This is a genomic window from Mycetocola reblochoni REB411, from assembly GCF_900163835.1.
Lineage (GTDB): Bacteria > Actinomycetota > Actinomycetes > Actinomycetales > Microbacteriaceae > Mycetocola_B > Mycetocola_B reblochoni.
In genome coordinates this window covers 214,291-236,954 of the sequence record NZ_FUKR01000036.1, presented here as the reverse complement: position 1 = coordinate 236,954, position 22,664 = coordinate 214,291, and the positions used below count along the sequence as shown (strand labels likewise).

Sequence of the window (22,664 nt, the reverse complement as noted above, 5' to 3'; positions counted from 1 at the left end):
TCCGGCATCTAGAGCGAGCCGTTCATGAGCCCGACGATGACGACCGCGAGCACGGACACGGCGAGCACGCCGGCCGTGATGCTCAGGGTCAACAGCAGTCGGCTGTTCTTCTGGGGGGCGGGAGGCGCGATGAGGTCCCGCGCCGCGGTGTGCGTCGAGATGGCCCTGGCCGCCGACACGGGGCTCGACCCCGTGTTCGCCTGCGGGTCCTCGTCGCCGTCGAACATGGCGTCGAGCTCGGGCTTCTCGAAGTAGTTGGGGTGCTGGCCCGTCGTGCTCAGTTCCCTGGGCAGGTCGATCGAGCCGGTCAGCACGACGCCGCCGTTCTCCGTCAACGCCTGACCGAGACCCGTCGAGGACGGGATCGACGGGAGGATCAGCGCGTGGGTGGCCGTGGTGCTGCCGGAGGACGCATCGGTGATCAACGAATCGAAGGCCGTTCCAACGACCTCTTTGACCGACTTCTCCGCCGCGGCGGGGTCCGGGGCGACATCGATGTGCCGCCCGAAGGCGTCAGAGACCGTCGGGCCGCCGCTCGGGGTGTGCGGAGCGTCGGCGACCAGCTCGTCGATCGCCGCGGGCTCCTCCGTCGCGGTCGGCACGGGGCGGTCAGCCCGCGTCGCGCGATCGGCCGACGAGGCACGGTCCGCCGACGAAGCGCGCTCCCGGGACGCCGGCGCAACGGGCGTGCCGACGGCGGAGTCATCCGTCTTGCGCTCGCGCGCGGGCGTGTTCTCGGCGCCGCGGGGGAAGGAGACCGGCATGGGCAGCTGCGGCCGGGCAGGAGCGGTGGCCGCCGTCTCGGCCGCGGCGCGGGCAGCGTCCGGACGGGCCGGGGGCTCTGCCCGCTCCCCCGTCTCGGCGTTGCCGTCGTCGACGACGGAGATCCCCTCTGTCCGCTGACGTTCCCTGTCGCGCAGCTGCCGACGCGTGAGGGGCTGGCCCGATGCGGCCTTCTCGGCAGGCGGCTGCGCCGGGGCGGAGACCCGACCAGCCGACGGCGACGGAGTCGCCGACGGAGCGGATGCCGCGGCGGACGCGCTGACGGACGCCGGCGTCGACACCGGAACGCGAGCCGCGGGACCGTCGGAGGTGACGGCCGCCTCATCGGCACCGCTCGTCGCCGCCGAGGAGACGACGTGACCGGCAGCCGTCTCAGCGCGACGACGCTGCTCACGCAGCTCGCGCCGACTCAACGGGGAGTCACCGGTGGGCTCTGTCATTACTCACTCCGATACGTACAGATGGTGTTTGCTGATGTATTGCACGACGCCATCAGGAACCAAGTACCAGACCGGATAGCCCCGGCTGACCCGACTGCGGCAATCGGTTGACGAGATCGCCAGCGCCGGGACTTCTTGCAAGCTTACGTGGTCCCTGGGCAATCCAGAAACGTTGAGCGGATGACCCGGCCGAGTCACAGCAACGAAGTTGGCCAGGTCCCAGAGCTGGTCGACGTCCTTCCACCCCAGGATCTGCTCGACGGCGTCGGCACCGGTGATGAAGAACAGCTCGGCGTCCGGCTGCGCCGCGCGGAAGTCCCGGAGCGTGTCGATCGTGTAGGTGGGGATGCCCCTGTCGATGTCGGCGCGACTGACGGTGAATCGCGGATTCGACGCCGTCGCGATGACCGCCATCAGGTAGCGGTGCTCCCCGTCGGTCACCTTGCCCTTGTGCGACGGCTGACCGGTCGGGACGAACACGACCTCGTCGAGCCCCATCTTCGCCGCGACCTCGCTCGCGGCCACCAGGTGGCCGTGGTGGATCGGGTCGAACGTGCCGCCCATGATCCCGATGCGCCGCCGCCGCGACGCCTGAGGCTCGGTCACCCGGCTCAGTGACCGTGCCCGTGGTCGCTGTGCGACGACGACGCCGTGTCGGTCTTCTGCGAGTGACGGTTTGCCACGTCACGGTACGACCACGTGGCGACGCCGAAGACGACGAAGAGGAGGAACGCGACGACGCCGTACATGAAGGGCGGCATCGGCAGCTCGTTGTGGACCTCGGCGGCGAGGACCTGGAGGGTGGTGAACGTCATCGGGAAGACTCCTCAATCAGCGGTAAAGCTCGGTGACCAGTCTAGCCTCAGCCGCGGCTCTGACCCGAACCGCGCACCACCCACTTCGTGCTGGTCAGCTCGGCGAGACCCATCGGCCCCCTGGCGTGCAGCTTCTGGGTGGAGATTCCGACCTCCGCGCCGAAGCCGAACTCCCCGCCGTCGGTGAACCGCGTGGAGGCGTTGACCATGACCACGGCCGAGTCGACCTCAGCGAGGAACCGTTCGGCGTTGGCCTGGTCGGAGGTGATGATCGACTCGGTGTGCCCCGTCGAGTACCGACGGATGTGGGCGATCGCCTCGTCGAGGTCGTCGACGACCCGCACGGCGAGGTCGAGCGAGAGGTACTCGGTCGCCCAGTCGTCGTCGGTGGCCGGCACGACGTCACGGCCCAGGCGCTGCACCGTCTCGTCCCCGTGGATGATGACGCCGGACTCCGCGAGCCGGTCGAGGACGGGCGGCAGCAGGCGCTCCGCGGCGTCACGGTGGACGAGGACGGTCTCGACCGCGTTGCACACGCTCGGGCGCTGGACCTTCGCGTTGTTCACGATGTCCACCGCCCAGTCCTCCCTCGCCGAGGCGTCGAGGACGATGTGCACCACGCCCGAGCCGGTCTCGATGACGGGGACGAGAGACTCGGTGACGACCGTCTCGATCAGGTGCGCGCTGCCCCGCGGCACGAGCACGTCGACGAGACCCCTGGCGCGCATCAGCTCGGTCCCGCCCTGCCGGCCGAAGTCGTCCACCGACTGCACCGCATCCGCGGGCAGCCCCGCGGCGGCGACCGCATCCCTGAGAACGGCGAGGATCGCCCTGTTCGACTCCGCCGCGGCCGAGCCCCCACGGAGCACGATCGCGTTCCCGCTCTTCAACGCCAGCGCGGCGATGTCGACGGTGACGTTCGGCCTGGCCTCGTAGATCGCGCCCACGACGCCGAACGGCACGCGGATCTCGTCCACCCGCACGCCGTTCGGCAGGGCCTGACCGCGAACCGACTGGCCGACCGGGTCGGCGAGCCGGGCGATGTCCTCGACGGCGACGGCAAGCGCCTCGACGCGGGCATCGTCGAGCAGCAGGCGGTCGAGCAGGCCAGTGGCGAGTCCCGTCTCCCTGCCCGCGGCCAGGTCACGGCGGTTCGCGTCGATGATGAGCGAAGCGCTGGACCGCAGCGCGGCCGCGATGCCGATCAGGGCGTCCGTCCGCTGACGTCCTGTCGTCGTGGCCAGCACGGTGGCGGCGGCACGGGACCGGTGCAGTCGTTCGGCGACGGCGGCGGCGATGGAGGTGTCGGGGGCACTCATGGCCCCAGCTTAGTTATTCGGCGGCCGAGCCGGGAGCGGTGAACATCGACGCCCGACCGGCCGGCCGGGGAGCCGGCTCGAACCAGGTGCCGACGTCCGCTCCCCCGAGCGCGTCGCCGACGAGCTCCGTCGCCGTGATCAGGACTCCGCTGCCCGCCTCGCTGGCGATCATCGCCGCGCTGGCCTTCGTCCCCGCCCCGCCCGTGCCCACGCCGGCCGAGCCGGCGCCACCGAACTGCACGTGCGCGAGAGAACCGCCCTGCGCGACCGCCGTGATCCGGGTCGCCCCGGGCTCGGTCGGCGGCTTGGTGTAGATCGCATCGACGTCGCTGAGCAGCACGAGCGCGTCCGCGCCGAGCAGCACGGACACGAGGGAGGCGAGACGGTCGTTGTCGCCGAAGCGGATCTCGTGCGTTGCGACGGTGTCGTTCTCGTTGACGATCGGAAGGATGCCGAGCGCGAGCAACCTGTCCAGAGCCCTGAGGGCGTTGACACGCGAGCTCGGATCATCGAGGTCGCCCGCCGTGAGCAGGATCTGCCCCGCGACGAGCCCGTGCCTGGTGAGGCTGCGCTGGTAGCGGTTCATGAGCACGTTCTGGCCGACCGCCGCCGCGGCCTGCTGCGTCGCCAGGTCGGTCGGGCGCGCCGAGAGGTCGAGGAACGGCAGTCCGGTGGCGATCGCCCCCGAGGACACGAGGACGACCTCCGTGCCGCGTGCCCTGGCTGCGGCGAGGGCGTCGACGAGCGGCTCGATCTGGGCGGTGCGGTCACCGCTGATCGACGACGAGCCGACCTTGACGACGATCCGGCGTGCCGACGGCAGCCCTGAGCGCTCCTCGACGGTCACCGCTCCTCGTCCCCCTCCGACCAGAGGCCCGCCTCGCGCTCGCGCTCGAGCTCCTCCCGCGCCTCCGCCTTGGCGTCCATGCGCTCGTGGTAGCTCGCCTTACGGGCGCCGCGCGTCGGGCGCTCGCTCTCGAAGAGCCTCGCGTCGGACCCGCGCGGCGTCGTCAGGAGCTCCGCCGTGCTGGTCAGCGTGGGCTCCCAGTCGAACACGACCCCGTCGCCCGCGCCGATGACGACCGTCGATCCGGCCGATGCGCCGGCCTTGACGAGCTGGTCCTCCACACCGATCTTGGCGAGCCGATCGGCGAGGTAGCCGACCGCCTCGTCGTTGGTGAAGTCCGTCTGGGCCACCCAGCGCTCCGGCTTCCCCCCGCGGATGCGGTAGATCGTGCCGTAGCTGCCCCCCTCGGCCACAACGGTGAAACCGGAGTCGTCGACCGCCTTCGGCCTCAGGACGATGCGGGGGCTGACCTGCTCCTGCGCGGCGCGCTCGGCTCGTTCGGCCGCGACGAGCTCACCGAGGGCGTAGGACAGCGGGGTGAGTCCGCTATGGCTCACCGCGGAGATCTCGAAGACACGATAGCCGCGCGACTCCAGCTCGGGGCGGACGAACTCGGCCAGTTCACGGGCCTCCGGCACGTCGACCTTGTTGAGGGCGACGAACTGCGGGCGCTCGAGCAGGGGCACATCGCCCTCGGCCACGGTGTAGGCGCCCAGCTCGCCGAGGATGACGTCGAGGTCGCTGATCGGGTCACGTCCGGGCTCGAGGGTCGCGCAGTCGAGTACGTGGAGCAGCGCCGAGCAGCGTTCGACGTGGCGAAGGAACTCGAGGCCGAGTCCCTTGCCCTCGCTGGCGCCCTCGATCAGCCCGGGCACGTCCGCGACGGTGAAGCGGTAGTCGCCGGCCTGGACGACGCCGAGGTTGGGGTGGAGCGTGGTGAAGGGGTAGTCGGCGATCTTCGGCTTGGCCGCGGACATCGCCGCGATCAGGCTCGACTTGCCCGCCGAGGGATACCCGACGAGCGCGACGTCCGCCACGGTCTTCAGCTCGAGCTCCACGTCCCCCGTCCACCCGGGCGTGCCGAGCAGAGCGAAGCCCGGCGCCTTCCGCTTGGTCGAGGCCAGGGCCGCGTTGCCCAGCCCGCCCTGTCCCCCGGGCGCGACAACAACCCGCATGCCGGGTTCGTCGAGGTCGGCGAGCACCGTCCCGTCCGCGTCGTTGACGACCGTCCCGACCGGGACGGGCAGCTCCAGGACGGCGCCCTTCGCACCGTCGCGGTGGTCGCCCATGCCGAAACCACCGTGGTCCGACCGGCGATGCGGCGACCGGTGGTAGCCGAGCAGCGTCGTCACCTGGGAGTCGGCGACGAGGACGATGTCACCGCCGTCACCGCCGTTGCCTCCGTCGGGTCCGGCCAGGGGCTTGAACTTCTCGCGGCGCACGGACACGCAGCCGTTGCCGCCATCACCGGCGCTGAGGTGCAGGACGACGCGGTCGACGAATGTTGCCACGGTTGCTCACTTTCTTTGGCCCCGAGGGGCGTCCGGCCCGGGGGCCACAAACGACGATGCAGGGGCGGGCACGTGCCCACCCCTGCATCGGATACAGCGGGACTACTCCGCTGCGGCGACGATGTTGACGACCTTGCGGCCGCCCTTGGCGCCGAACTCGACCGCACCGGCGGCGAGGGCGAACAGCGTGTCGTCGCCACCGCGGCCGACGTTCACGCCGGGGTGGAAGTGGGTGCCGCGCTGGCGGACGATGATCTCGCCAGCGGAGACGACCTGACCGCCGAAGCGCTTCACGCCGAGGCGCTGAGCGTTCGAATCACGACCGTTGCGAGTGGAGCTCGCACCCTTCTTGTGTGCCATGTCTGTTTCTCCTGCCTGGCTACTTGATGCCGGTGATCTTGACGCGGGTGAGGTCCTGGCGGTGGCCCTGACGCTTCTTGTACCCGGTTTTGTTCTTGAACTTCTGGATGACGATCTTCGGGCCGCGAAGGTCGTTGAGGACCTCGCCGGTCACCGTGACCTTGGCCAGCGCGTCCTGGTCGGAGGTGATGGTGTCACCGTCGACGAGCAGAACAGCCGGGAACGAAACCTTGCCGTCCTTATCGCCCGCGATGCGGTTCGTCGTGACGATCGTTCCGATCTCCACCTTCTCCTGCCGGCCACCGGCGCGCACAACTGCGTAAACCACTACTCGTACCTATTCCTTAGGGAGCTGACGCTCCGAACTAACACTGTGCGGGAATCTCCGCACGAGGCGGGTGTTCCCTTGGGGCTGCCGTCCGGCAGAAATCCGTGAGGTGCGAACAACACACCGCATACCAAAGATCGAGAATACTCGATTCGAGGGTGAGGGACAAATGGTGACACGCCCCGGCGGGCCGAAAAACCCGATGCCGGGGTTCCCTGCACCCCGGCATCGGCCGTCCCCCGAGGAACAGGGACCGGCGCGGGGCTCGGCTAGCATGACCCCATGGCCGTCCTGATCGACCCCCCGCTCTGGCCCGCCCACGGCACCACGTGGTCGCATCTGATCAGCGACACGTCGATCGAGGAGCTGCACGCGTTCGCCGACGCCAACCGGGTGCCCCGTCGAGGCTTCGACCTGGACCACTACGACGTCCCGGCCTCACGCCACCACGAACTTGTCGCCGCGGGTGCCGTGAGCGTCGACGCCCACGCCCTCGTGCGCCGCCTCCTGGCAAGCGGGCTGAGGGTGCCGGCCAAGGACCGACACCCCCGCGGCTACTCCGCCGAGTCCTGAGTCTCGCCCACGCTGCCCGTGATCGCATCCGTCGTCACGCGGCGGCTACGCACGGCCTTTCGCGGCTGCTCCTGCGTCGGCAGGCTGTCGAGCACGGAGTCGAGAAGCTGCTTCGCCTGACGCGTGTCCGTCGCCGGACGACCGTGCGGTGCAGCCGTCGGCAGGTCGAGGACGACCGGCGCGGCCGTTCCGGCCTCGGTGACGGGCTGCGACACCCGACGTCGACGTGACGCCGGGCGGGTGGCCGGGGCGGAGGCGGGCACCGCGGGTGCGGTCGTCGCGGATGACTCGCTCGCCGTCGCCGTCGCCGTGGCCGCCGGCGCCGTGGCATCGGCCGTCGTCCGGCGCGGCGAACCGCCCGCCGACGCCGAGCGCGCCGGACGATCCGTCGCGGCCCGGCTCCCTGCCGGCGCCTCACCGGCCGACGCCCGCTCGGCTTCCTTCGCCGCCCGCGCACGCTCGGCACGCTCGGCCCTGGTCGGACGCTCGCCCCTCGCCCTGCGCGCCGCACGCTCATCGCCGCTCGCACGCTCATCGCCGCTCGCGCGCTCCGTCGGCGCGGCCGTGCCGTCCGACGACGCGCTCGATGCGGACGCACGGCGCGAACCGTTGCGCGGGGAATCCGTGCCGCGCTCTCCGGGCTCGGAGGCAGTCACCGGGGATCCTGCGACCTCCCGCGCGGCCGACTCCGATTCAGTCGACGCACTGGTGCGGGCGGACTCGCCGTCCCCCTTGCCCCGTGCGCGGCCCCGACCGCGGCCGCCGCGTCGCGAGGTGGGCTCGTCCGTGTGCGCGGACTCCGCCGCCGCTCCGTCGGCCGGGCGCGTCTCGGCGGCCTCGACCGCTGCCGCCTGGCCGCCGGCATCGGCGTGTTCGATCGCCCCGTCGACCACGAGCGTGGAGGCGGCGATCTTCGCCAGCGCGTTCTTGGCGTCATCGGTGATGGCGTGTGCCTTGGACTCGTTCTTCGACGGGCCGGAGCCGTTCGACGACGATCCGTTCGACGAAGAGCCGTTCGAGGACCCCTTGCCCTTCCGGGGAGAGCTGTTCGACGACGACGAGCGGTGCTTCGCGACCGGCTCGTGGTGCACGATCACCCCGCGCCCCGCGCACACCTCGCACGCCTCGCTGAAGGTCTCCAGCAGCCCGAGGCCGAGCTTCTTACGCGTCATCTGCACGAGGCCGAGCGAGGTGACCTCCGCGACCTGGTGCTTCGTGCGGTCGCGGCTCAGGCACTCGATGAGACGCCGGAGAACGAGGTCCCTGTTGCTCTCGAGGACCATGTCGATGAAGTCGACGACGATGATCCCACCGATGTCGCGCAGCCGCAGCTGCCGGACGATCTCCTCGGCGGCCTCGAGGTTGTTCTTCGTGACCGTCTCCTCGAGGTTGCCGCCGGATCCGACGAACTTCCCCGTGTTGACGTCGATCACCGTCATCGCCTCGGTGCGGTCGATCACCAGCGAGCCGCCGGAGGGCAGCCACACCTTGCGGTCGAGCGCCTTCTCGATCTGCTCGGTCACCCGGTACTGGTCGAAGACGTCCCTCGTGCCCTCGTAGGTCTCGATCCTGTCGATGAGCTCGGGCGCGACCTGGTGCAGGTACTGCTCGATGGTCTGCTTGGCGTCGTCGCCGGCGATGACCATCTTCTGGAAGTCCTCGTTGAACACGTCACGGACGATCTTGACCAGGAGGTCGGGCTCCGCGTGCAGCAGAGTGGGCGCACTCGCCGAGGCGACGCGCGAGCTGATGTGCTCCCACTGGCCGGTGAGACGGCTGACGTCGAGCGTGAGCTGCTCCTCCGTCGCGCCCTCGGCCGCGGTCCGGACGATCACGCCGGCGTTCTCGGGCAGGACCTCCTTGAGGATCTTCTTGAGCCGGGACCGCTCGGTGTCGGGGAGCTTGCGCGAGATGCCGGACATCGAGCCGTTCGGCACGTAGACGAGGTAGCGGCCCGGCAGGGAGATCTGGCTGGTGAGCCTGGCGCCCTTGTGCCCGACGGGGTCCTTCGTGACCTGCACGAGCACCTTGTCACCGGGCTTGAGCGCGAGCTCGATCCGGCGCGGCTGGTTGCCGTTCTCGAGGCTGTCCCAGTCGACCTCACCCGAGTAGAGCACGGCGTTGCGACCGCGGCCGATGTCGATGAAGGCCGCCTCCATGCTCGGGAGCACGTTCTGCACACGACCCAGGTAGACGTTGCCGATGAGGCTCGCCTCCTGGCTCCTGGCGACGTAGTGCTCCACGAGGACGCCGTCCTCGAGGACGCCGATCTGCGTGCGGTTCGGGAGCGAGCGCACGATCATCGAGCGGTCGACCGACTCGCGCCGGGCGAGGAACTCCGCCTCGGTCACGACGCTCCGGCGACGCCCGGCGTCGCGGCCATCGCGGCGACGCTGCTTCTTTGCCTCGAGCCGTGTGGAGCCCTTGATCTTCTGCGGCTCGGTGATGAGCTCGGGCTCGCGCCGGCGGGGCTCGTCGTCGCGACGGTCGTCGTTCCTACGGTCATCCCCCCTGCGGCGGCTGCGGCGGCGCGTCGACGACCCGGAGGGCTCGTCGGTCTCGTCGTCGTCGCGATCATGACCGCTGCCCGGAAGCGGGGGCAGCGGCGGGTAGGCGCTGAGGTCGGGAGCGCGGAAGACGAGCGTGGTGCTCACCTTCGACACGAACGCGGCCGGGATGTCCTGCTCGGCCACCGGAGTGTGCTGGTCGCCGGCGACGGCAGCGCCGGCTTCCACCGACGCGTCCGTGCCCTCGTCCGCCGACGCGGAGGCGTCGCTGTCGGTCGCCTTCCCCGCCGGGGCGGTGTCGGGCGCGGCACCCGCGGGCTCATCCGCATCGGTCGCGGCCGCGGCGGACTCAGCCGCAGCGGCAGCGGCCCCCGCCGCATCGGGAACGGCGGTGTCGATCACCGCGTCCGCCTGCCGTCCCTCCGTCTGGACCGCGGCCTCGTGCTCCGCCACGCTGTCGGTCGAGCTGTTTTCGTTTGTGTCGTTGTCTTTCACCATGGACTGGTGCACTCCTCATCCGTTCGCCGTGTCTCCACGGGACGGGAACTCTTCTGCGGGCGCCCCTCTGCGGGGCGACTCGCACATCTTCAGTGGTCTGAACGTTCTGTGCCCGATCGGTACTCCGACCGACCGGTGCTTCTGGTCCGATCCGCCGTGAAGCGGACCGCCTCCGGCCGCCGCGGCGGCCAAAACTCTAATCCGTGGCCGACGTTCACCGTCAACCACGGATTCAGACTACCGCATGCTCCCCCGCAGGCACGGAAGGCAGCTGAACCCCGCAACCCGCGTGGCACAATCGGAGTGTGTACACCGCTACCGACGTCGCGACGCCGAGGGGCCAGCGTTCGCTCGGCGTCGTCCTCATCGTCACCTCCCTCATCGCCTGGGCTGCGGCGTTCGCGCTCACGATCGACAAGTTCCGTCAGCTCGCCGACCCGGACGCCGTCCTCTCCTGCAACTTCAGCCTGCTCGTGCAGTGCGGCAAGAACCTCGACTCGTGGCAGGGTGCGGTGTTCGGCTTCCCCAACCCGATCCTCGGCCTCGCCGGTTGGGCGATGGTGCTCGTCGCCGGTGTCGTCGCGGTGAGCGGGGTCCGGATGCCCCGGTGGTTCTGGCTCGTGTTCACCGCCGGCATGGCCTTCGCCATCGGTCTGGTGATCTGGCTCATCTCGCAGTCGGTGTTCGTCCTCGGAACGCTGTGCCCGTGGTGCATGGTCACCTGGGCCGTGACGATCCCGGCCTTCCTCTCCACGGTGCTCTTCATCGCCCGCGGCGACGTCCTCGGGCTGCCCGAGCGCGGGCGGCGCGTCGCCGACAGGGCGAGCTCCTGGCTGCCGCTGCTCGTGCTGCTGTGCTACCTGGTGGTCGCCCTCATCGCCCAGCTGCGCCTCGACGTCCTGTCCTACCTCTGAGCGGACGCCCGCCGCGCCCGGCGCGCAACAGAACGCGGCGGGGAGATCGTCTCTCCCCGCCGCGTTCCCCGCGTCGGCCCGCCGTCAGCGGCGTCCGAACGTCAGCCGCGTCCGGCGCGGGCGAGCGGACGTCGCGGCGTCCGAACACCACGCGTCAGCGCAGCAGCAGTCGACACTCAGCCGAACCAGAGACCGAGCTCACGGGCAGCGGACTCGGGGCTGTCGGACCCGTGCACGAGGTTCTGCTGAACGGCCAGTCCCCAATCCCGGCCGAGGTCGCCGCGGATCGTGCCGGGGGCGGCCGTCGTCGGGTCGGTCGTGCCGGCCAGTGAACGGAAGCCCTCGATCACGCGGTTGCCCGCGAGGCGGATCGCGACGACCGGACCGGACTGCATGAACTCGACGAGGGGCTCGTAGAAGGGCTTGCCCTGGTGCTCCTCGTAGTGCGCGGCGAGCAGCTCGCGGTCGGGCTGGACGAGGCGCAGGTCGATGAGCGAGTAGCCCTTCGCCTCGACCCGGCGGAGGATCTCGCCGGTGAGGCCGCGGGCGACGCCGTCGGGCTTGACCAGGACGAGGGTTTCTTCGATGTTCATGGGGCGGACTCCGTTCCGGCCGCGAGGCGGCCTCGGTCGATCGTGGTACCGGTGTACATGCAGTACACCCAGAGGGCGAGGAAGAGCCCGCCGACGACGTACATCGCCGGCAGCAGCACGCCGGTGACAACGATAGCGACATGGACGACCGTCCCGACGACCACCCCCACCCGACGGGGAAGCAGCACGGCGCTGACGATGAGCGCCAGGCAGATCGCCCCTCCGCCGATGAACGCGGTCGCCGGCGGCACGGCCTTGAGCCCGAACGCGACGAGCGAGCCGAGGAAGATGACCAGGAGTTCGAAGGTCACGACGACGGCACCGAGCATCTGGGTGATGCTTCGCCCCCTCACTCCCTCCACCCCCTGTCCTCGACGATCCCGTTGACCTCGCCGATCAGCGTGATCGACCCCGTCACGAGCACACCGCGCCTGTCGCCCTCCGCCGCCCAGTCACGGGCAGCGCTGAGGGCGTCCTCGAGGTGGTCCTGGACGAAGACGGTGTCGACGGGGAACACGCGCTGGGCGATCCGGTCGAGCTCCTCCACGTCGAGCGCGCGCTCCGACTCGGACCGGGTGAGGTACACCCTGTCCACGACCGGCTGGAGCGCGCGCAGGATCCCCTCGGCGTCCTTGTCGGCGAGCACGCCGATGACCAGCGCGACACCGTCGAAGTCGAAGAACTCACCGATCGCCGCCGCCAGGGCTCGCGCGCCGTGCGGGTTGTGGGCGGCGTCGACGACGATGCTCGGCCCCGTGGCGACCGGCTGAAGCCGCCCGGGCGAGCTCGCAGCGGCGAGCCCCTCCTCGACGAGCTCGGCCGTCAGCGGCTGGGTGCCGTCGCCGAGGAACGTCTCGACGGCGGCGATCGCGGTCGCCGCGTTCTGCCCCTGGTGCGCGCCGAGCAGCGGGAGGAAGACGTCGGCGTAGCGGGCCGCCCGGCCCCTCACCGTGATCAGCTGGCCGCCGACGGCGACGCGGTCCTCGACGAGGTCGAACTCCGCGCCCTCCTCGTTCAGCGTGGCCTCGAAGCGTTCGGCTGCGGCGCGCAGCACCGCGGCAGCCTCGGGCGGCTGGGCGGCGCTGACCACGCGGGCTCCCGGCTTGATGATCCCGGACTTGGTCGTCGCGATCTGGGCGATGGTGCGGCCGAGCCGGTCGGTGTGATCCAGGTCGATGGGGGTGAAGACGGCGACCTCCGCGTCCGCGGTGTTCGTCGAGTCCCACTCACCCCCCATGCCCACCTCGACCACGGCGACGTCGACGGGCGCATCGGCGAAGGCGGCGAAGGCGAGAACGGTGAGCACCTCGAAGTACGTCAGCCGGTGCGCGCCCTGCTCGACCAGCGCGCGGTCGGCCATCGCGATGAACGGCTCGATCTCCTCCCAGTTGCGGACGAGGTCCTCGTCGCTGATCGGCTCGCCATCGATCGCGATCCGCTCGGTGAAGCGGTCGATGTGCGGGCTCGTGAAGCGTCCGGTGCGCAGCCCGTGGGCGCGCAGCAGGGCGTCGATCATCCGGGCGGTGCTGGTCTTGCCGTTGGTCCCCGTCAGCTGGATCACCGGATAGGCGCGCTGCGGATCGCCGAGCAGCTGCAGGGCGCTCCGCGTCGGGGCCAGGCCCGGACGCGGCGTCCCCTCCCCCGTCCGCTCCAGGAGCGCACGGTAGATGGCGTCGGCCTCGTCCCTGAGATCAGACATCGGCGTGCTCCGTCCGGCGGCTCACGCGGACGACGAATCGCCCGACGTTCGCGTACTGTACGGCGGCGACGTCCTGGTCGTGCTCGGAGGGGTCCGCGTCCACCGCGGCCAGCCAGGCGTCCAGCGGAGCGTCGGCCGCCTCGGCGGGGACACCCGTCGAGGGGGAAAGGATGCGGAACCCCGGGGCGCCGTCCGCGTCGAGGGCGAGCGTCTCCGCCGCCACATCGACCGCGTCGGCGCCCCGGATGGCCGCCGCGTCCTCCTCGTCGGCGAAGACGACCGTCAGCGCGATCCGGTCGGACATGTCGAAGTCGGCGCGCTTGCGCGCGTCCTGGACAGCACGGATGAGGTCACGAGCCAGACCCTCCGCCTCGAGCTCGGGGGTGAGCGCGGTGTCGAGCAGGACGAAGCCGCCGCCGGGAAGCAGACCGGTCTCCCTGCTCGCTTCGCCGGCGTCCGCCGTCTCGAGAACAAGCTCGTACTCCCCCGGCTCCAGCGCCAGCCCACCGGCGACGACGATACCGTCGGACTCGGACCAGTCGCCCGACTTCGCCGCGGCGATCGCCTGCTGGACGGTCCGGCCGAGCCGCGGGCCCGCGGCCCTGGCGTTCACGGTCAGTCTCTGCGTGATGCCGTGCCTGGCCGTCGCCCCCTCGTCGAACTCGAGGAACTCGACGCGCTTGACGTTGAGCTCGTCCCGGAGGATCTCCGCGAAGGGCGCGAGCGCGGCCGCGCCGGGGGCGACCACCGTGACGAGGCTGAGCGGCTGACGCACCCGACGCCCGGCGCGCTTGCGCAGCGCCTGCACGACGCCGGTCAGCGTCCTGACCCTGTCCATCGCGTCGACGAGGGCACCGTCCTCGGGGAACGACGCCGGGTCGGGCCAGTCGGTGAGGTGCACGCTGCGCCCGCCGGTCAGGCCCTTCCAGATGCTCTCCGTCGCCAGCGGCAGCAGCGGCGCCGCGACGCGGGACACCGTCTCGAGCACCGTGTAGAGCGTGTCGAACGCGGCCGAGCCGGAGCCGTCAGCCGCGACGCCGTCCCAGAACCGGTCGCGCGATCGGCGCACGTACCAGTTGGTGAGCACGTCGGCGAAGTCGCGGAGGCTCGCGGCGGCGGTGGTCGAGTCGAGCGCCTCCAGGCGGTCCGTGACCTCGACGACGAGCTCACGGGTCTTGGCGAGGATGTAGCGGTCCAGCACCTCCTCCGACGCGGTCGACCACGACGCCTCGTAGCCGCCATCGCGGGCGAGGTTGGCGTAGACGGAGAAGAAGTACCAGGTGTTCCACAGCGGCAGCAGCACCTGACGCACGCCCTCGCGGATGCCCTCCTCGGTGACGACGAGGTTGCCCCCGCGGAGCACCGGGCTAGCCATGAGGAACCAGCGCATCGCGTCGGAGCCGTCGCGGTCGAGGACCTCGGAGACGTCGGGGTAGTTGCGCAGCGACTTCGACATCTTCTGCCCGTCACTGCCCAGGACGATGCCGTGGCTGATCACGTTGCGGAAGGCCGGGCGGTCGAACAGCGCCGTCGACAGCACGTGCAGCAGGTAGAACCAGCCGCGCGTCTGCCCGATGTACTCGACGATGAAGTCCGCCGGGTTGTGGGTGTCGAACCACTCCTGGTTCTCGAAGGGGTAGTGCACCTGGGCGAACGGCATCGATCCGGAGTCGAACCACACGTCGAGCACGTCCGTGATGCGTCGCATCGTTGACGCCCCGCTCGGGTCGTCCGGGTTGGGCCTGGTCAGCTCGTCGATGTACGGCCGGTGCAGGTCCGGCTCGCCGTCGGCGTTCAGCGGCAGACGGCCGAAGTCGCGCTCCAGCTCGGCGAGCGAGCCGTACACGTCGATGCGCGGGAAGTCCGGGTTGTCGCTCTTCCAGACCGGGATCGGCGAGCCCCAGTAGCGGTTGCGGCTGATCGACCAGTCGCGCGCGCCGGAGAGCCACTTGCCGAACTGGCCGTCCTTGACGTTCTCCGGAACCCAGGTGATCTCCTGGTTGAGCTCCTCCATGCGGTCGCGGAACTCGGGGACCCGGACGAACCAGCTCGACACCGCCTTGTAGATGAGCGGGTTGCGGCAGCGCCAGCAGTGCGGGTAGGAGTGCTCGTAGCTGGCCTGGCGCAGCAGACGCCCCCGGTCCCGCACCAAGCGGGTGAGCGGCTTGTTCGCGTCGAGCCACAGCTCCCCGGCGACGTCGGTGACGGCGGAGGTGAAACGCCCGCCCTCGTCGAGCGACAGGATCACGGGGATGCCGGCGGCCTCGCAGAGCTTCTGGTCCTCCTCGCCGTAGGCGGGTGCCTGGTGGACGATTCCGGTTCCGTCCGTGGTGGTGACGTAGTCGCCGACGAGGAACTGCCACGAGGCGGCGACGTTGTACTCGTCCGCATCGGTGTAGTAGTCGAAGAGCGGCTCGTAGCGGACCCCGGCCAGCTCGCTCCCCGTCACGCGCGCGACGACCGCGTCCGTCGCCTCCGCGGCGTCCGCGTAGCCGAGGTCGGTGGCGTAGGCGCCGAGCAGCTCGGCGGCGATCAGGTAGCGGTTCCCGCGCGAGCCGTCGCGCTCGCCTCCCGCGGCGACGTCGGCAGCCCCCCGCGGCCCCTCAGGCACGACGACGTAGGAGATGTCGGGCCCGACGGCGAGGGCCGCGTTCGTCGGCAGCGTCCACGGCGTCGTGGTCCACGCCAGCGCGGACACGCCCTCCAGCCCGAGCCCGGCGGCGCGCTCGCCCACCAGGGGGAACGTCACGGTGACGGTCTGGTCCTGCCGCATCTTGTAGACGTCGTCGTCCATGCGCAGCTCGTGGTTGCTCAGCGGCGTCTGGTCTCGCCAGCAGTACGGCAGCACCCGGTAACCCTCGTAGGCGAGGCCCTTCTCATGCAGCTGCTTGAAGGCCCAGATGACGCTCTCCATGTAGGTGACGTCGAGGGTCTTGTACCCGCCGTCGAAGTCCACCCACCTGGCCTGCCGGGTGACGTACTCGCGCCACTCGTCCGTGTAGCGCAGCACCGAGCTGCGGGCGGCCGCGTTGAAGGCTGCCAGGCCCATCTCCTCGATCTGGCTCTTGTCGGTGATCCCGAGCTGGCGCTCGGCCTCGAGCTCGGCGGGCAGGCCGTGCGTGTCCCAGCCGAAGCGACGCTGGACCTGCTTGCCGCGCATCGTCTGGAAGCGGGGGAAGACGTCCTTCGCGTAGCCCGTGAGGAGGTGGCCGTAGTGCGGCAGCCCGTTGGCGAACGGCGGCCCGTCGTAGAAGACCCACTCCGGTGCGCCGTCGCGCTGCGCGACCGAGGCGGCGAAGGTGTCGTCCTCCGCCCAGAAGGCGAGGACGCCCTCCTCGATGGCGGGGAAGCGAGGGCTCGCGGTGACGCCGAACGCGGCGCCGTCCGAGGGGCTGTTCTTGGGGTAGGCCATGTCTCTCCAGGTGATCTGTGTCTCCTGCGAGGACGGCTCTGGCCGCGGTACCACCTCGCTTGCCGCTCGCGCGGCCGCTCGTTTCGGCTGTGACGGGCCACCCGTCCGGTTCTACTGACCGCGAACGGCGTTCTTCCGGAGACTCCCCGCTGATGACGGATCACTGCCTCCGATGATTCTACGCGGATTCAGGCCGTCCGACAGCCGCTTCCGGCGGAGAATCCCGTGCAGACGGGTTCCAGTGCGGGCGCGAGGTGGTCGCGGAGCGCGGAGCGCCCCCTGCCGGCCCGTACCCAGTCGATGGCGCCCGCGAGCGCAGCCCCGGCGAGCGCGTGCGCAGCGGCGCGCTCGGTGACGCTCGGGCGCTCGGGCCGGGAGCTGAGGACGGAGCCGAGCCACTCGGTGAGCCGGGCGAGCCGGTGCACACCGGAGGAGGCGAGCTCCGCTCCGAGGCCAAGCAGCTCGGACTGGCTCACAGCCCAGGGCACCCGGTGGGCGGGCATCGTGTCGGCGGCCTCGAGGAGCGCCGTTCGGACGGCGTCGATCGGGTCATCGTCGCCGCGGAGCTCGGCGGAGGGCGGGAGGGCAGCGAGCGCGTCGTCGACGTCGGCCCAGAGCACGTCGCTCTTGGCCCCGAAGTAGTTGAAGAAGGTGTTGCGTCCGACGCCGGCCCTCTGGGCGATCTGGTCGACGGTCGTCGCCGCGTAGCCCTGTTCCAGGAACAGCTCGTGTGCCGCGTCCTCGAGCATGGGGCGGGACGAAAGCCGGGGGCGTCCTGCGCGTGTCATCTGTACCTCCACGTCGAGCCTAGCGAGCCGAGGGCGCGACTTTCGGGACGGAGACCAGATAAGCTGGTCCGCGGCGAACAGCCATCGACCCTTCGGAGCCCCCTGTGATCGCACACCCCCGTCCCCGCCTGCTCGCGGCGGGCGCCCTGTCGCTCGTCGCCGTCCTCGCGCTCAGTGCGTGCAGCGGCTCGACCGTGGAGCCCGACGCCTCGGCCACCCCCGTCGACGGGGGCACGCTCGTGTACGCCAGTGGTGATGCCGAACCGGACTGCCTCGACCCGCACGTCGGCGGCAACTACCCGCAGGCGCTGCTGGCGACCCAGGTGCTGGAGCAGCTGGTGTCGCGGGACGCCGAGGGCACCATCGTGCCCTGGCTCGCCGAGGGGTGGGAGCTCGCCGAGGACGGCCTGAGCATGGACGTCACCCTCAAGCCGGGGGTGAGCTTCACCGACGGCACCCCGCTCGATGCCGAGGCGGTCGCGCGCAACATCGCACACCTGCAGGACCCGGACACGGGCTCGTCGACGGGCTACCTGGCGCTTGAGCGGGTGGAGCGCGTGGAGGCGGTGTCGGACACCGTCGCCCGCTTCGTGCTCAGCGAGCCGGACAGCGCCCTGCTCGAGTCGCTCGCGCAGCCGTGGCTGGCGATCCAGTCGCCGGCGGGATTGGACAGGGGGACCGACGAGAACTGCCTCGCCCCGATCGGCACCGGCCCCTTCATCATCGACGACTGGGTCAAGCAGGATCACATCTCGCTCGTCCGCAACGACGACTACGCCTCGGCGCCCGCGGACGCCGACCACGACGGCCCCGCCCACCTGGAGGGCATCATCTGGCGTTTCCTGCCCGACGCGACGACGCGGTACGCGGCGCTCGAGGCCGGCGACGTCGACGTGATCGACAACGCCCAGCCCGACGCGGTCGCCCGGGCGGAGTCCGATGGCGGCATCAGCGACATCGACGCCCCGAGGCCCGGCTCCGTCAACCGACTGGAGCTGAACTCCGGCCAGGCCCCGTTCGACGACGAGCGCGTGCGCCAGGCGTTCCTCGCCGCCGTCGACGTGAACCCGGGCATCGAGAGCCTGTTCGCCGGGACCGCCGCCCGCTCCTACTCGCCGCTGTCCAGCGCGGAGACGGCCGCGTACTCCGACGAGGCCCCGTTCGCGGTCGACGTGGAGCGTGCGGCCGAGCTGCTGGACGAGGCGGGCTGGGACGAGGTCGGTTCGGACGGCGTCAGGTCCCGCGACGGCCAGCGTCTGACGCTCCGCCTTCCGGTGTCGACCAACCAGTCGATCCCCGCCGAGGTCTCGCTGTTCGAGCAGATCCAGGCCCAGGCGGCCGAGGTCGGCTTCGAGGTGACGATCGACCAGCTCGACCTGTCCAGCTGGTACGCGGCGCTCGGCGCCAACGAGTATGAGCTCGTCAGTGCCCCCTACACCAAGCTCGGGCCCGACGTGCTACGGATCCTGTACCACTCCGACGGCATCGTCCCCGCGCCGAGCGGCTACTTCGCCAACCACGCGCAGATCGACGACCCCGAGCTCGACGACGTGCTCGACCGTGCTTCGCGCAGCCAGGACGCGGATGAGCGCTCCGAGCTGTACACCGCGGCGCAGCGGACCATCCTCGAGGGCTCGTACATCCTGCCGCTCTACGACCAGCAGAACCACTTCCTCGTCTCGGACGACGTCGCAGGGGTGCGCGCGACCGACACGGTGTCGACGGTGTGGCTCGGCGACGCGTGGCTCGTCGGGTAGCAGCGCGCGGCGGAACCGGAACGGCACGGTGGCTTCTCGGCCGGCTCGGCAACGCCGTGATCGTGATGTGGGCCGCGGCGACAGCGGTGTTCGTCGCGGTGTCGCTGATCCCCGGGGACCCGGTCGAGGCGGCGCTCGGCGGTCCGGGCTCGCAGGCCTCGGCGGCGACCGTCGAGGCGACGAGGGAACGGCTCGGCCTCGACCGACCGCTGATCGTCCAGTATTTTTCACAGCTTCTGCGCATGGCGACCGGCCAGTGGGGGGACTCCTATGCGCAGAGGATCCCGGTCGCGGAGGTGATCGGCCAGGCGCTGCCGGCCACGGCGGTGCTCGCCGTGGCGGCGCTGCTGGCGGCGTGGGCGATCGCGCTCACGCTCACCGTGCTCGCCGCCCTCGGCGGCAGGCGCGGGCGGCTGGTCACCTCCGCGGTGGGGATGGTCGCGGCGTCGCTTCCGCACTTCTGGCTGGGCCTGGTCCTGGTCGCGGTGTTCGCGACGGGTCTGGGCTGGCTGCCCGCGGTGTCGGACGGAGGGGGCGCGGGACTGGTCCTGCCCGTCCTGACGCTCGCGCTGCCTCTCGGCGGCTACCTCGCCCAGACCATGCTGGACGGGGTGGCGGACGCCGAGGCGACGGCCTTCGCGCTCAGCGCCAGGGCGAGGGGTGAGCGCCGCGGCGGACTGCTCTGGCGTCACACGCTGCGCCACGCGGTCCTGCCGGCGGTCGCGTTGTCGTCCTGGGCTGCGGGCACGCTGATCGGCGGGGCGGTCGTGGTGGAGACCGTGTTCGCCCGGCCGGGCCTCGGCCGGGTCCTGCTCTCCGCCGTGACGCAGCGGGACGCGCCGGTGATCGTCGCGGTCGTCGTCGTCACGGCCGTGGTCTTCATCGTCCTCGGCTTCCTCGGCGACGCCGCGGCGCGCTGGGTCGACCCGCGGGGACGGGAGGCCACCTCCCGATGACCACCACCGCCTCCCCCACGCGCGCCGTCCCCCTCCGGCGACTGGCCTCCCGCGCGCCCGGGCTTCTCGCCTGGGCCGCTATCGCGGCGATCGGCCTCGCGGTGCTCGTGCCCGATCTCGTCGCCCCGTTCTCACCGACGGCGATCGCGCCCACCGAGGCCTTGCAGCCCCCCGGCTCGCCCGGCCACCCGCTGGGCACCGACGAGTCCGGACGCGACGTGCTCAGCCGGATCGTCTGGGGTGCGCGCCCATCGCTGCTGCTCGGCCTCGCCTCGACGGCGCTCGCCGCGGTGCTCGGCGTCGCGCTCGCGGTCCTGTCCACGCTGTCCCCGCGACCGGTCCGGCTCGCGGTGGACCGGCTCATCGAGACGGCGTTCGCGTTCCCCACCGTCCTTCTCGCACTGCTCGTGATCGTCGTGACGGGTCCGGGCGCGGTGCCGACGGCTGTCGCGGTCGGTCTGTCGACCGCTCCCGGCTACGCGCGCATCCTCCGTGAACAGATCCGTGGCGTCCTCGCCTCCGCGTACTGGGAGAGCGCCGTCCTCAAGGGCGACTCGCCCGCACGGCTGCTCGCGCGCACCCTGCTTCCGAACGCGGCGACGCCGCTGCGGCCGCTCATCACCCTCGGCGTGGGCCAGGCCGTGGTCTGGGCCTCCGCCCTGAGCTTCCTCGGGCTCGGTATGCAGCCGCCCGCAGCGGAGTGGGGGGCCATGCTGTCCGCGGGTCGGATCTATATCCCCACGGCACCGTGGCTCACCATCGCGCCCGGCCTGGCGATCGTCGTCCTCGCCGTCGCCACCACCGTGCTCGGGCGCCGCGCCAGGGGGCGGCGATGATCGGCCGGCGGCGCCGGTCCGCGCGCGTCCGAGACGACGCTCTGACCACGGACACCGAGACCGCCCCCGAGCCAGCACGCATCGTGCTCGAGCTGCGCGGGGTCACCGCCCGCGGGCCCGTCGGCGAGCTGCTCGTCGACGATGCCGACCTGGTCGTCGAACGCGGTCGCTGCCTGGGCGTGGTCGGCTCGTCCGGTTCCGGAAAGAGCCTGCTCGTCCGCGCCGCGATCGGCCTGCCCCCCGAGGGCGTTCACTACCGGCGCCGCCGCTGGCGCATCGCCGGAACGGCGCTCGAGGGGGCATCCGACCGTGTGCTGAGCGGGCTGAGGGGCCGCACGATCGCGTACATCGGTCAGGACGCGCTCGGCGGCCTCGACCCGCTCCGCCCGATCGGCCGCGAGCTCGCCGACGTCCTGCGTCTGCACGGACGAGAGGGCGATGCGACGCCGGAGCGACTCCTGGCCGAGCTCGCCCGGCTCGGCCTGCACGGCGACGACACCCTTCTGGAGCGCCGTTCCGGGTCCCTCTCCGGGGGACAACGCCAGCGGGTGCTGCTCGCCGCCGCCCTGCTCGCCCGCCCCGAGGTGATCATCGCCGACGAGGCCACGACGGCGCTCGACACGGTGTCACAGCGCCAGGTGCTCGACGCCCTCGCCGCGGCGATGGCCGAGGGCACCGCCGTCGTTCTCGTCTCCCACGACCTCGCCGTCGTCGCGGAGCTGGCCGACCGTGTCGCCGTGATGGAGCGCGGGCGGGTGGTCGAGACCGGCAGCACGCGCCGGGTGCTCGAGGAGCCCCGCCGGGCGACGACCAGGGCGCTCCTGCGTGCGGCCGGCGCAGCCAGGCTGGCACCGCCGGCCGCGGAGCCGTCCCGCCCCGTGCTGGAGGCGACGGGGCTCACCGCACGCCACACGCACGGGGGCGTGGCGACCATCCACGATCTCTCACTGACGCTCGACCACGGCAGGACCCTCGGCCTGGTCGGTGCGTCCGGCTCGGGCAAAAGCACGCTCGCACGCATCCTTCTCGGCCTCATGCCCGTCGAGCAGGGCACGGTCACCCTCGACGGCCACCGGTGGGTCCCCGCCCCCGAACGCGACCGCCGACCGTACCGTCGACGTGTCGCCGCCATCGCCCAGGATCCGGTGTCGACGTTCGACCCTCGCCTCACCGTCGGACGGCTCCTGTCCGCGGCGATCCCCGGCAGGGACCCCGGCCACCGCCGCGCGTCGCGCCTGCTCGACGAGGTCGCCCTTCCGCCCGAGCTCGCCTCCGCCCACCCCGCGCGACTCTCCGGCGGCCAGCGCCAACGCGTCGCCATCGCCTGCGCGCTCGCGGGGGACCCGGAGGTCCTCATCTGCGACGAGGCCGTCACCGCCCTCGACGCGACCGTCCGGGAGGGCGTGCTCACCCTGCTCGCCGACATCCAGACCCGCACGGGAATGGCGATCCTTCTGATCGGCCACGACCTCTCCGTCGTCCGGCGCCTCGCCCACGAGATCGCCGTCCTCGACGAGGGCCGCATCGTCGACCGCCACCCCGTCGAGCGGTTCGACGAGGATGCCAGCCACGGCGCGACCCGCCGGCTGCTGGCCGCCGAGCCCCGCCCGCTCCGCCGAGGGGCGGCCGGGTGAGGCGCCGCGCAGCCCGCGCGTGGTGACGCAGCGCGGCCGACGCCGTCGCCGGTGCGCGACCGCCGCGTCGTGCAACCTCACTGGGATAGGCTTG

At 71.5% G+C, this 22,664-nt stretch carries 20 protein-coding genes; 6 read left to right on the top strand and 14 right to left on the bottom strand.

The window, feature by feature from the left end:
* Positions 1–8: 8 nt before the first annotated feature.
* From FM119_RS07090 to rplU, 8 genes are all read right to left on the bottom strand, one after another.
* The gene (locus FM119_RS07090) at positions 9–1,223 is read right to left on the bottom strand and encodes a hypothetical protein (RefSeq protein ID WP_087136968.1); all 1,215 of its coding nucleotides are present in this window, start codon (positions 1,221–1,223) and stop codon (positions 9–11) included.
* A 3-nt stretch (positions 1,224–1,226) separates the two neighbouring features.
* Entirely contained in the window at positions 1,227–1,829 is a 603-nt protein-coding gene (gene nadD, locus FM119_RS07085; RefSeq protein WP_087136967.1) for a nicotinate-nucleotide adenylyltransferase, read from the bottom strand.
* Between the two features lie 5 nt (positions 1,830–1,834).
* Positions 1,835–2,038, bottom strand: coding sequence for a hypothetical protein (locus FM119_RS07080; protein ID WP_087136966.1), 204 nt, complete (start codon positions 2,036–2,038; stop codon positions 1,835–1,837).
* 47 nt (positions 2,039–2,085) lie between these two features.
* Positions 2,086–3,357 (bottom strand): glutamate-5-semialdehyde dehydrogenase, encoded by a 1,272-nt coding sequence (locus tag FM119_RS07075; RefSeq protein ID WP_087136965.1) that lies wholly within the window; start codon positions 3,355–3,357, stop codon positions 2,086–2,088.
* Positions 3,358–3,370: 13 nt separating this feature from the next.
* Positions 3,371–4,204: a glutamate 5-kinase gene (proB, locus tag FM119_RS07070; protein WP_087136964.1), complete on the bottom strand. Its 834-nt coding sequence runs from the start codon at positions 4,202–4,204 to the stop codon at positions 3,371–3,373.
* Entirely contained in the window at positions 4,201–5,715 is a 1,515-nt protein-coding gene (gene obgE, locus FM119_RS07065) for a GTPase ObgE (RefSeq protein ID WP_087136963.1), read from the bottom strand. Before obgE ends, proB begins: the two co-directional genes overlap by 4 nt.
* Before the next feature lie 102 nt (positions 5,716–5,817).
* A complete protein-coding gene (gene rpmA / locus FM119_RS07060) occupies positions 5,818–6,075 on the bottom strand; it encodes a 50S ribosomal protein L27 (protein ID WP_087136962.1) in 258 nt (85 codons plus the stop codon).
* Between the two features lie 19 nt (positions 6,076–6,094).
* Entirely contained in the window at positions 6,095–6,403 is a 309-nt protein-coding gene (gene rplU / locus FM119_RS07055; RefSeq protein ID WP_087136961.1) for a 50S ribosomal protein L21, read from the bottom strand.
* A 282-nt stretch (positions 6,404–6,685) separates the two neighbouring features.
* On the opposite strand from rplU, the gene FM119_RS07050 reads away from it, so the two are divergent.
* Positions 6,686–6,976 (top strand): DUF4031 domain-containing protein, encoded by a 291-nt coding sequence (locus FM119_RS07050; protein WP_087136960.1) that lies wholly within the window; start codon positions 6,686–6,688, stop codon positions 6,974–6,976.
* On the opposite strand, the gene FM119_RS07045 is transcribed toward FM119_RS07050, so the two are convergent.
* Complete coding sequence (locus tag FM119_RS07045) at positions 6,958–9,981, bottom strand: Rne/Rng family ribonuclease (RefSeq protein ID WP_245827334.1); 3,024 nt, start codon at positions 9,979–9,981, stop codon at positions 6,958–6,960. The two genes, FM119_RS07050 and FM119_RS07045, sit on opposite strands and share 19 nt — an antisense overlap.
* 305 nt (positions 9,982–10,286) lie before the next feature.
* Here FM119_RS07045 and FM119_RS07040 point away from each other — a divergent pair, with 305 nt between their 5' ends.
* Positions 10,287–10,895: a vitamin K epoxide reductase family protein gene (locus tag FM119_RS07040; protein ID WP_087136959.1), complete on the top strand. Its 609-nt coding sequence runs from the start codon at positions 10,287–10,289 to the stop codon at positions 10,893–10,895.
* A 176-nt stretch (positions 10,896–11,071) separates the two neighbouring features.
* Here FM119_RS07040 and ndk read toward each other — a convergent pair whose 3' ends face one another.
* The 5 genes from ndk to FM119_RS07015 form a co-directional block, all read right to left on the bottom strand.
* Complete coding sequence (gene ndk, locus FM119_RS07035; RefSeq protein ID WP_087136958.1) at positions 11,072–11,488, bottom strand: nucleoside-diphosphate kinase; 417 nt, start codon at positions 11,486–11,488, stop codon at positions 11,072–11,074.
* Positions 11,485–11,850 (bottom strand): DUF4233 domain-containing protein, encoded by a 366-nt coding sequence (locus FM119_RS07030; protein ID WP_143822644.1) that lies wholly within the window; start codon positions 11,848–11,850, stop codon positions 11,485–11,487. The genes ndk and FM119_RS07030 overlap by 4 nt, the downstream gene beginning before the upstream one ends.
* Positions 11,838–13,187, bottom strand: a complete 1,350-nt coding sequence (locus FM119_RS07025) for a bifunctional folylpolyglutamate synthase/dihydrofolate synthase (protein ID WP_087136956.1) — start codon at positions 13,185–13,187, stop codon at positions 11,838–11,840. The genes FM119_RS07030 and FM119_RS07025 overlap by 13 nt, the downstream gene beginning before the upstream one ends.
* Complete coding sequence (gene ileS / locus FM119_RS07020; RefSeq protein WP_087136955.1) at positions 13,180–16,599, bottom strand: isoleucine--tRNA ligase; 3,420 nt, start codon at positions 16,597–16,599, stop codon at positions 13,180–13,182. Before ileS ends, FM119_RS07025 begins: the two co-directional genes overlap by 8 nt.
* A 188-nt stretch (positions 16,600–16,787) precedes the next feature.
* A complete protein-coding gene (locus tag FM119_RS07015) occupies positions 16,788–17,387 on the bottom strand; it encodes a TetR/AcrR family transcriptional regulator (protein ID WP_087136954.1) in 600 nt (199 codons plus the stop codon).
* Between the two features lie 104 nt (positions 17,388–17,491).
* On the opposite strand from FM119_RS07015, the gene FM119_RS07010 reads away from it, so the two are divergent.
* The 4 genes from FM119_RS07010 to FM119_RS06995 are packed head-to-tail and all read left to right on the top strand — an operon-like array spanning position 17,492 to position 22,570.
* Positions 17,492–19,144 (top strand): ABC transporter substrate-binding protein, encoded by a 1,653-nt coding sequence (locus FM119_RS07010; RefSeq protein ID WP_087136953.1) that lies wholly within the window; start codon positions 17,492–17,494, stop codon positions 19,142–19,144.
* Positions 19,129–20,100 (top strand): ABC transporter permease, encoded by a 972-nt coding sequence (locus tag FM119_RS07005; RefSeq protein WP_245827332.1) that lies wholly within the window; start codon positions 19,129–19,131, stop codon positions 20,098–20,100. The genes FM119_RS07010 and FM119_RS07005 overlap by 16 nt, the downstream gene beginning before the upstream one ends.
* Positions 20,097–20,936 (top strand): ABC transporter permease, encoded by an 840-nt coding sequence (locus tag FM119_RS07000; protein ID WP_087136952.1) that lies wholly within the window; start codon positions 20,097–20,099, stop codon positions 20,934–20,936. The genes FM119_RS07005 and FM119_RS07000 overlap by 4 nt, the downstream gene beginning before the upstream one ends.
* Complete coding sequence (locus tag FM119_RS06995) at positions 20,933–22,570, top strand: ABC transporter ATP-binding protein (RefSeq protein ID WP_087136951.1); 1,638 nt, start codon at positions 20,933–20,935, stop codon at positions 22,568–22,570. The genes FM119_RS07000 and FM119_RS06995 overlap by 4 nt, the downstream gene beginning before the upstream one ends.
* Positions 22,571–22,664: the final 94 nt, after the last annotated feature.